Source organism: Geitlerinema sp. CS-897, from assembly GCF_028368005.1.
GTDB classification, from domain to species: domain Bacteria; phylum Cyanobacteriota; class Cyanobacteriia; order Cyanobacteriales; family Geitlerinemataceae; genus Baaleninema; species Baaleninema simplex.
The window spans coordinates 1-8,665 of the sequence record NZ_JAQNCQ010000002.1 but is presented as its reverse complement, the minus strand read 5'-3'; the positions used below and the strand labels follow the sequence as shown (position 1 = coordinate 8,665).

General features: G+C 54.2%; 5 protein-coding genes and 1 pseudogene. 2 read left to right on the top strand and 4 right to left on the bottom strand.

Annotated features, from left to right (window positions below; translation table 11 throughout):
• Positions 1-256 (top strand): annotated as a pseudogene (locus tag POG22_RS00100) (hypothetical protein); the annotation flags it as partial.
• 86 nt (positions 257-342) lie between these two features.
• Positions 343-1,521: a M20 family metallopeptidase gene (locus tag POG22_RS00095; protein WP_498902911.1), complete on the top strand. Its 1,179-nt coding sequence runs from the start codon at positions 343-345 to the stop codon at positions 1,519-1,521.
• Between the two features lie 32 nt (positions 1,522-1,553).
• On the opposite strand, the gene POG22_RS00090 is transcribed toward POG22_RS00095, so the two are convergent.
• The 4 genes from POG22_RS00090 to POG22_RS00075 form a co-directional block, all read right to left on the bottom strand.
• Positions 1,554-4,154 (bottom strand): CHAT domain-containing protein, encoded by a 2,601-nt coding sequence (locus POG22_RS00090; RefSeq protein ID WP_498902910.1) that lies wholly within the window; start codon positions 4,152-4,154, stop codon positions 1,554-1,556.
• A 173-nt stretch (positions 4,155-4,327) separates the two neighbouring features.
• Entirely contained in the window at positions 4,328-4,456 is a 129-nt protein-coding gene (locus tag POG22_RS00085) for a hypothetical protein (RefSeq protein WP_498902908.1), read from the bottom strand.
• Between the two features lie 44 nt (positions 4,457-4,500).
• The gene (locus POG22_RS00080) at positions 4,501-4,686 is read right to left on the bottom strand and encodes a hypothetical protein (protein ID WP_498902906.1); all 186 of its coding nucleotides are present in this window, start codon (positions 4,684-4,686) and stop codon (positions 4,501-4,503) included.
• Positions 4,670-7,156 (bottom strand): two-partner secretion domain-containing protein, encoded by a 2,487-nt coding sequence (locus tag POG22_RS00075; protein ID WP_498902905.1) that lies wholly within the window; start codon positions 7,154-7,156, stop codon positions 4,670-4,672. The genes POG22_RS00080 and POG22_RS00075 overlap by 17 nt, the downstream gene beginning before the upstream one ends.
• Positions 7,157-8,665: the final 1,509 nt, after the last annotated feature.

Genomic DNA, 8,665 nt, shown 5'->3' with positions numbered 1-8,665 from the left:
CGATGCCGATCTCCGCGATTCCCAAGCCCTCGATTTGACACCGGGAGAGCGGGTGACGGTGACGGGAGTTTACGACGACGGAGATTTCGACGCGTTTTCGATAACCCGCGAAGACGGTTCGCCCGTCGGTACGATCGATCGCGGATACGGCTACGGTAAGGATTACAACAAAGATTACGACGACGACGATTACGACGACGACGATTACGACGACGATTACGACGACGATTACGACGACGATTACGACGACGATTAAAAATAGGTGGCGATCGAGGGGAGTTTCTCAACGGGAGGGTGGGAAACTCCCTATCATGGTTAAAGCACTCTCAACCTTGACCCCAGATGCTCGATCGCATCAAAGATATCGCCAAACAACTCGCCCCTCGACTCATCGAAATCCGCCGTCACATCCACACCCACCCCGAACTCAGCGGCCAGGAATACCAAACCGCCGCTTACGTGGCCGGGGTGTTATCGTCCTGCGGGTTACAGGTGCGCGAAGGCGTCGGGAAAACTGGTGTTGTCGGCGAACTGGCCGGACAAAACCGCGATCGCCGCCGGATCGCCATCCGTACCGACATGGACGCCCTTCCGATTCACGAACGAACCGACTTGAGCTTCGCCTCCCGCAATACAGGAATCATGCACGCTTGCGGTCACGACGTTCATACCACCTTGGGACTCGGAACGGCCATGGTGTTGTCGCAACTGGCGTCAGAGCTTCCCGGTTCGGTACGCTTTCTATTCCAACCCGCCGAAGAAATCGCACAGGGCGCGAGCTGGATGGTCGCAGACGGCGCGATGGAAGGGGTCGATAGCATTTTTGGGGTTCACGTCTTCCCGAGCATCTCCAGCGGTCAGATCGGCATCTGTTACGGAACGCTGACCGCCGCCGCCGACGATCTCGAAATTACGATTACGGGAGAATCCGGCCACGGGGCGCGACCTTACGAAGCGATCGACGCCATCTGGATCGCCGCCCAAGTCATTACCGGGCTACAGCAAGCCATCAGTCGCACCCACAACCCTCTGAGACCAGTCGTGTTGACCATCGGAAAAATTCACGGCGGACGCGCCCCCAACGCCATCGCCGACTGCGTGAAACTCTCGGGAATGGCGCGATCGCTCCACCCGGAAACCCACGCCACGCTTCCCCAATGGATCGAAAATATCGTCGCCAACATCTGTCAAACCTACGGTGCCGGGTACGAAGTCAAATATCGACGGCTCGTCCCCTCCGTCATTAACGATATCGGCCTGACGCAAATTGTCGAGGAGTCTGTAGAGGAAGCGTGGGGAAAAGACGCCGTGCTACTGTTGACGGAACCCTCGTTAGGGGCTGAAGATTTTTCAGTGTATTTAGACAAAGCCCCCGGAACGATGTTTCGCTTGGGCGTCGGTTATCGAGACCAACGCAACTATCCTTTGCACCATCCCCAATTCGATATCGACGAAGCGGCGATTTTAACGGGTGTCGTGACGATGGCAAACGCCGTCTGGAAGTACTTCCAAACGGCGTGAGACTTTCCTCGAAATCGAGGGTTAACTGTGAATTACATCCAATTTCCCACTAGCACGAACGGGGCCCAAAAGGCAGGATGGTCGTAAATCCCTTCTGTGAGAAGGGCGACTTGCGATCGCCGCAAGGCTTCGGCTTTGGAAATATTGGGGTCGCGGTTGAGTTGTTTGTAAAACTCGACCATCAGCGAAGCGGTGGGTTCGTCTTGAACCGACCAGAGGGTGGCGATGGTGCTGCGAGCGCCCGATCGCAAGGCGAATCCCGCCAGTCCCAAGGTGGCGCGATCGTCTCCCGCCGCCGTTTGACAGGCGCTGAGAACTAGCAGGTCGAGGGGGTTGATATTGCGATCGGTGGTGGTTTGCAGGACGCGGCCGAGTTCCTTAACGTTAATGCGATCGTCCCAAGTCAGGAGAAAGGTGTCTTCGGCGTTGGAACTAAACTGACCGTGAGTTGCCAAATGCAAGATCTCGAAATTCTTTTTATCGAGGCTTCGGACGAGTGCTTCTCGGGTAAAGCTCTCGTTCAACAGAACGTCCGAGGACACTTCCTGCGAGATGAGGCTGACTTCCCGTTCGACTTCGGGAATGGCGGGAAATCCCTGACGGGCTTCGCTGAGTCCTCCCGCCATCACCGAAACTGTTCCGTCTTGATGGCGGCGGGTTTGAAATAGCTGCAAGCTCTGAGTCAGGGCGAGGCTGTACTTTTCGATCAAATACTGTTCGCCGTCGAACAAGGCCGCCATGGGAACGTTCCGCAACTGTCCGTCGAGAACGAATACGAGCGTTTCGATATCGTGTTTGTCGAGTAACGTTTCGGCCGGGCCGACGATGCGATCGTAAAGCTGTTTGGCATAGCTTAGCCGGACTTCGTTATCGTAAGCGGGGTTGAGGGATTGCAAGAACTGCTCGACGGTGCGATCGATGTCAGTGGGGGCGGTAAAGGTTTCGTACAGTTGCAGGGGTTCGCTGGGAACCGACAAGACCACAGCTAGGCGATCGGAGAGTAAAACGGTATAGAGAACGGCGGCGCGTTCGTCGATTTGCTCGATCGATACCGGCTGAACTTCCAAACAGGCTTCTCGGAAGAAGTTATCGAGTTCTGCCAGTCGCAGGGCTTCTAGCGTGTTGCGAGCTTCGGTGAGGATCTGTTGTCGATCGCTGGCATTTTGGGCCTTCCCGGCTTCGTCGAGGAGCAAACCCACGAATTCGCGATAGACCGGTTCGACACTTTCTCGGTAGGAAAATTGAACGTCCGGGTCGATGGCGACGAGGTCTTTTCGCAAATCTTCTAAAACGTCGATGGTGTTACGGTAGACCGTCAGGGCTTCTGGGGCTTGACGTTGGGCGGCGAACAGGCGGCCGAGTTGCCATTCCCAACGGGCAACGAGGTCGAGGGCGTCGATGGTTTGGGCGACAGTTAGGGCGCGTTCGGTTAGGTCTTGCGCCTCTGGCCACTGTTGGCGGCGTTCGTAAAGATGTCCGAGTTGTCCGAGGCTGTAAGATTCGGCGCGAGCGTCGTCGAGATCTCGGGCGTCGCCTACGGCTTCGGCTAACAGGTTGGCGATTTCACCGGAATCGGACACTTCACCGACAGCGTCGTGGAGTTTCATGAGGCTGGTGGCGAAGTTGACGCGGCCGTAAATCGAGGCGCGATCGACCGTTCCGGTATCGAGGTTCGTGCGGACTTGGGGGAGTAAGGCGCGGGCGTCGTCCCAGCGATCGGCTCGAACCAGAAGGCTGAGTTGGTTGAGTAATGCGTCTCGGCGAAGTTGACCTCGCGTTTCGCTGACGATGTATTGGTAATAAGCGATCGCGTCGTCCGTGTTGCCGCGATCGCGAGCGATGTTGGCCAGAGCGAACTGGCTGGCGAGAACGTCGTTGGAGAGTCCCAAACGTTGGGCGATGGCGAGGCTGCGTTCGAGAACCTCTTGAGATTTATCGATGTCTCCGACGACTTGCAGGGTGACGCCGAGATTTCTCAGGGCTTCGACCGCTAGCGGTGAGTCGGGGAGGGCTTCGAGTTGGGTGACGAGGTCTTCGAGGCGATCGCGGGCCCGTTGGTACTGTCCGAGAGCTTGTAATGCCTGGGTTTGGTTGATTTGACTGCCGATCCGTCCCGATTCGTTTTCGGCGCGTTCGTAGGCGACTTCGGCGTCTTGCCAGGTGAGTAAGGCATTCTGGGCTTGTCCGCGTTCGAGCAACAGGCGACCTTTGGCGTTGAGGGCGATCGCTCTGACGAGAAAACGATCGCTCGTCGAGGAGGGGAGGTCGTCGAGGCTTGCGATCGCCTCATCGACAACACGGCTGGCCGGTTCCCACTGTCCTAGATTTTGATAGGCCAGGGATAGATAGGCTTGGCTGAGGGCGGCGTTGAGAACGTCGCCCCGCTCGCGGTAGCTTTGTGCTGCCGTTTGCCAAATTTCGGCGGCGCGATCGTACTGACCGGTCTCGTAAAACTGTTTGCCCCGCTCGATGAGGTTGCCAGTCTCGGCTGTGGGGTTCGCCTCTTGAAGCGCTGTCGGGGTCGGCGACAACGCCGCTGAATTGGGAACGAAACGTGCTACAGCGGGAACCCCAGTTGTCACGAGGAGAAACGTGAGGGTGCTTAGCACGACGTAAAAACGAAACGTTTTCATGGATCGGGTGGATTGGAAAACTATTAATTGGCGACGATCGAAAATAAATCCCAACAAACAACAAATCTAGCTGTATTTTAAGCTGAAATATCGCGTCAATTCTTGAAAACTTAAAAAATTGAGACAGTTGGTTTGTCGGCGATCGCGATCGCTTTGAAGGAATCGTTTCGAGTTTATCGTTCGACGCGATCGCGGGTGTAAATCGTCGAACGCTGGTAAAAATAGACTGCACCGGTTGACATTGTCGCGACAGACGGATAGAGATTTGCCACTGTCGAAATTTGGCCGGGCGATCGACTCACCAGTTAATTTATCGCCCTGTTTCTGTGTTGATACGTATCGATTCTCAGTCCGGCCGCAGGTAACACTGCCAGATTCGTCCGCTTGCAAGGTGGCGATCGAGCAACACTACCGTTCCGTCAGGTCGATGCTGCCAGTAAGATTCGGCTCCAGTATGGCAAATACAACCTGCATTGTAAGTAAGATAAGTATGACAATCTCCACTCGACGCGACCTCAACGGAACGACGCACAGGACGGCAGGCGGAAGGGGCGATCGCGGTCTCGAGGACGTGCCACCAGTTCGACCGTCCCAGTCTCGTCGAGATGCCATCCCGTGGCTTCGACGAGGGGGCGATCGCGGTATTGAAATATCTCGATCGCAGGCGATCGGTCAGCAGGTTCTGAAATCTCCGTCAGTCGCAAATCTTCCCACACCGTCCCACTCCCAAGAACCCTCGTGGGATCGGGGGGAAGTCCACCGTTTCCTGTCACGACGAAACTATTCTCGCGAGCGACATCGCAGGCACTGGAGACTTGGGTTGCCGGATCGAGGGGAGTCGAACTCAGTTCAATGAGTCCGGCACTGGTATCGACCTCGGGTTCGGTGACGCTCACGATGCCATCGATGCCGAACTGAGAGCTGGCAGTAATCCGCGACTGCGACCCCACAAACAAGCCTTGCGTCTCGATTTGAATGTTGCCCCCTGCCCCTTCCACGGCGTTGGCGACGATGCTGCTGTTGTCGAGAACGACGAGGGTATCCGTGGCGATCGCCATATTGCCCCCGTTACCCGTACCGCCTGCTTCAGTCGAGATCTGACTCGACCCGCGCAATTGCAGAGAGGGGGTTTGAATTGCCAGGTTGCCCCCTTCTCCCAATTGCGTCGCCGCAGAAATCGTACCGTTCCTTTCGAGCCGCACCCTCGAATTGCTCTCGAGGCGAACGTTACCCGCTCGACCGATACCAGCATTTTGAACGGTGACCGATCCGCCTTCGGCGACGAGCAGATCCGGCGTGACGATCTCGACACTGCCAGCATCTCCTGTCGGTACGTCGGGTAAGCCGAATACCAAACGTGCTGCCTCGCTTGCCGGAATCGTAGCTGAAGAAATTCGCGTGGGTACGGCCATCGGGTCGGACGGCACACCTGCCACTTCGACCGATTCGGTGGCGCGAATCGCGATATCGCCTGCCGCTCCAGTTGCTAAGTTGGAAGAGGTAATTTCTCCTCCATCCCGAAGGATCAGTCGAGGGGTGTCGATCGCAATACTGCCCGCCTTGCCACTTCCCAGGGTGACCGCATCGATATTGCTCGGATTGAAAGAGACCTCAGAAAAGCCCCTCAGCTCGATCGATTCGGTGGCCTCGACGAAAATATTCCCGCCTTGTCCCATCGCGAGCGAACCGGCAGGAGTCCCAATTCCGCCACCGTCGAGAACGACCAATCGTCCCGTCGAGATTCGCAGATCGCCCGCATTTCCAATACTGTTTGTTGCCACACCAATACCGCTAACGGCTGACGGATTGCGCGACGAAACTCCGTTCGCCTCGAGCGATTCCGAGGCTCGAATATCGACGCGGTTGCCTTGCCCCAGTCCGAAGGTCACATTGAAAATCAAACCCCCTTCTTCAAGAACGAGTCGGGACGTCGAAACTGCGATGGGAGCCGCTCGACCCTCTCCGATCGTTTCGCTGCGAAGGACGGCTTCTGTTGAGAGCGTGAGCGATTCTGAGGCTCGAACGTTCAAACTTGCTGTGGGACTGTCCGCGAAATTTCGGACTAACACCACCGATGCACCGTCGAGCGACAGGTTGCCCCCAACGATCGCGATCGCGCCACCTTGCAGTCCCGATGTATCGAGCGCTGCTTGTCCGGTGAGTTGAATCGTTCCCGAGGCGATCGTGTTACTGTAGTCGAATTGCCAACCCGTCGAGGCTTCGGCGCGATCGAACCCAACCGTTCCGCCCCGCGTGCTAGCTAGTTCGAGTTGTCCGCCAGAGGCTCGGAGAACGCCACCGTTGAGAAAAACGTCTCCTCCCACTAACGCTAACGTCTGGCCGGGGACGACCTCAAACCCTTCGTTGGCTCGAGACAGATCGATCGGTAATATCAGAATGCTAGCGTTGACAAAACCGTGACCGCGGCCTTCGACGTGAATCGGGTTGGGAGCGTTCCCCATTTGCAAACCGACAGGAACGTTCACGCTTAGTAAGGGAGTGGCCTCCGCAGAGGTGGCATCGAACACCTGTCCGCCTGCAAATTCTAAGCGATCGGCAGTGCTGGCGAAAAAAGACCCGCCGATATCCAGGCGGGCGTTTTCTCCGAAGACGATGCCGTTGGGATTGAGTAGAAACAGATTCGCCGTACCGTTGGCGCGAATTAAGCCGTCGAGGTTAGAAATGTTGTCCCCCGTGACGCGGGTAAGAATGTTGTCGATCGCCGTGGCGTTGTTGAAAAATGCCTCGGCACCTGTGGGGATAGAAAAGTCTTCAAAGGAATGAAATAAGTTACTTCCGGCTTGGGTTCCGCCCTCGAGCGTATAAGTATTGCCCTCGACTGTGACGCGGGAGTTTTCGGGGAGGGTCGCGTCGGGGACGATTTGCGCGATCGCAGCACTGGCACTGAACCAACCCCCCAACCCGAGAACGCTGTGGATTATTCCCAGTAATCCGACGTGCTTCCAATGAAAGTAAATCGTAAAATCGCGCAGAACGTTCATTTTTGCTTCTGTCTGGGTCGTTGTTGAGTTCGATCGCTCGCTCGAACTTGAAGATATGGAAGTATCGCGAGCGATTGTAATTGAGTCTTAGAAAACGAAACAGCCCTTATGTTTGAAGTGAGACATTCTCGATATTTTTAACTGCTTTTACTGAAGTCTCTTAGTCTGTTTTAGCACTTTGTTAGGTTATATAAAACGATATTCGTTGTGAATATCGCAGTCCCACATGAGTCATCAAAAATTAAAACACTAGAAAAAAATCTGATTTCCTGTTCCCTGTTCCCTTTCTGTCCGGATTTTGTTACACAAGCGATTCAGGGTTGCGATATTTGAGCCTAAACGATTTGAGGAGGATTTCAGGGTTTTAGGCTCTTCCAAATTTATTCCGCGAGAAATCACTGGAATTCTTACAGAGTAAGAGTTTTCGCTAAACCGTACAAACAGGAGTCTCAAATCGCTTGCATTCCTTTCCAGAGGTCGGCTACAGGATTTACCCTACACACCAAGGTCGAAATAGCCTTATTTTGAAGATTTCAAAACACAAATGTCAGCAGTGTTAAAACAGCTCGCTCCAGTCCAAACTGCTAAGATTGGTCGTTCAATAGTATGAAACCTTAAGATTAGTAAGATCGGTTAAAAGGCTGTAAAAAACAGGATCTTCAAAGTTTGAGGTGATAAGTAGATTTTATACCAGGTCAAACCCCTTGCTGTATGAGCGTCATGGCAATGCGCCCCGGTTCGATTTCGTATTATTCATAACACATTACACCGTAATTTCAGGAGATCCAAAAAACATACGAACGATATTAAAGGTTAGTTTTTATAGGGTGCATCTCAAAAATGTAAATTTATCAGATCGGAGTCTCTGCACTGAATTGAGCTGTTGTTGGGTTTCGCTATCGCTGATGCTGCTAGCGAAACATAAGTTTACACTTTGCAGCCAAGAGCCTACTTAGGATTGAAGTAAGTCAACGTGATTCAGGAGTCATTCGCCATGCAACACCGAGACCCTCGCCCCCATGTCATCCCAGAGGAAACCTGCCAAGTTGCCCAGGTAGCTCTTCCGAAGGGTAATGTTTATAGGTGAATGCGCTCATTGAGTTCGGTCGAGGACGGCTACCAAATATTTTCGAGACTTTAAGGTGAGTTGAGGACACGCTCGTCGCTGTTCTCGATTGAGTCCGAGCGGAGTCGAGGACTCAAAGGTAGCTGTCGCGATATTCGGCTTTCTGCCACCTCTTGATAAGGAGAAACCACCACAACTTGACACTCAACTGGGGCAACTTCAGAAATCGCTGCAAGCTGGTGACGTGACTGTCGTAGGGCTTGCTGAACAAAACTGAAATGTAGACCCAGTAAGGATTTTGGAACTTTTTTTCAGAAAATGGTGCAAGGTTTTCCGATCGAGAAGCTCAAAAACCTTGGATTTTCGTCGGCGATTACCGATTCAATTGGGAAGCTAGAGTCCAAAACGACCATTGGGCAAGCTGTACGGCATCAGAATTCGCT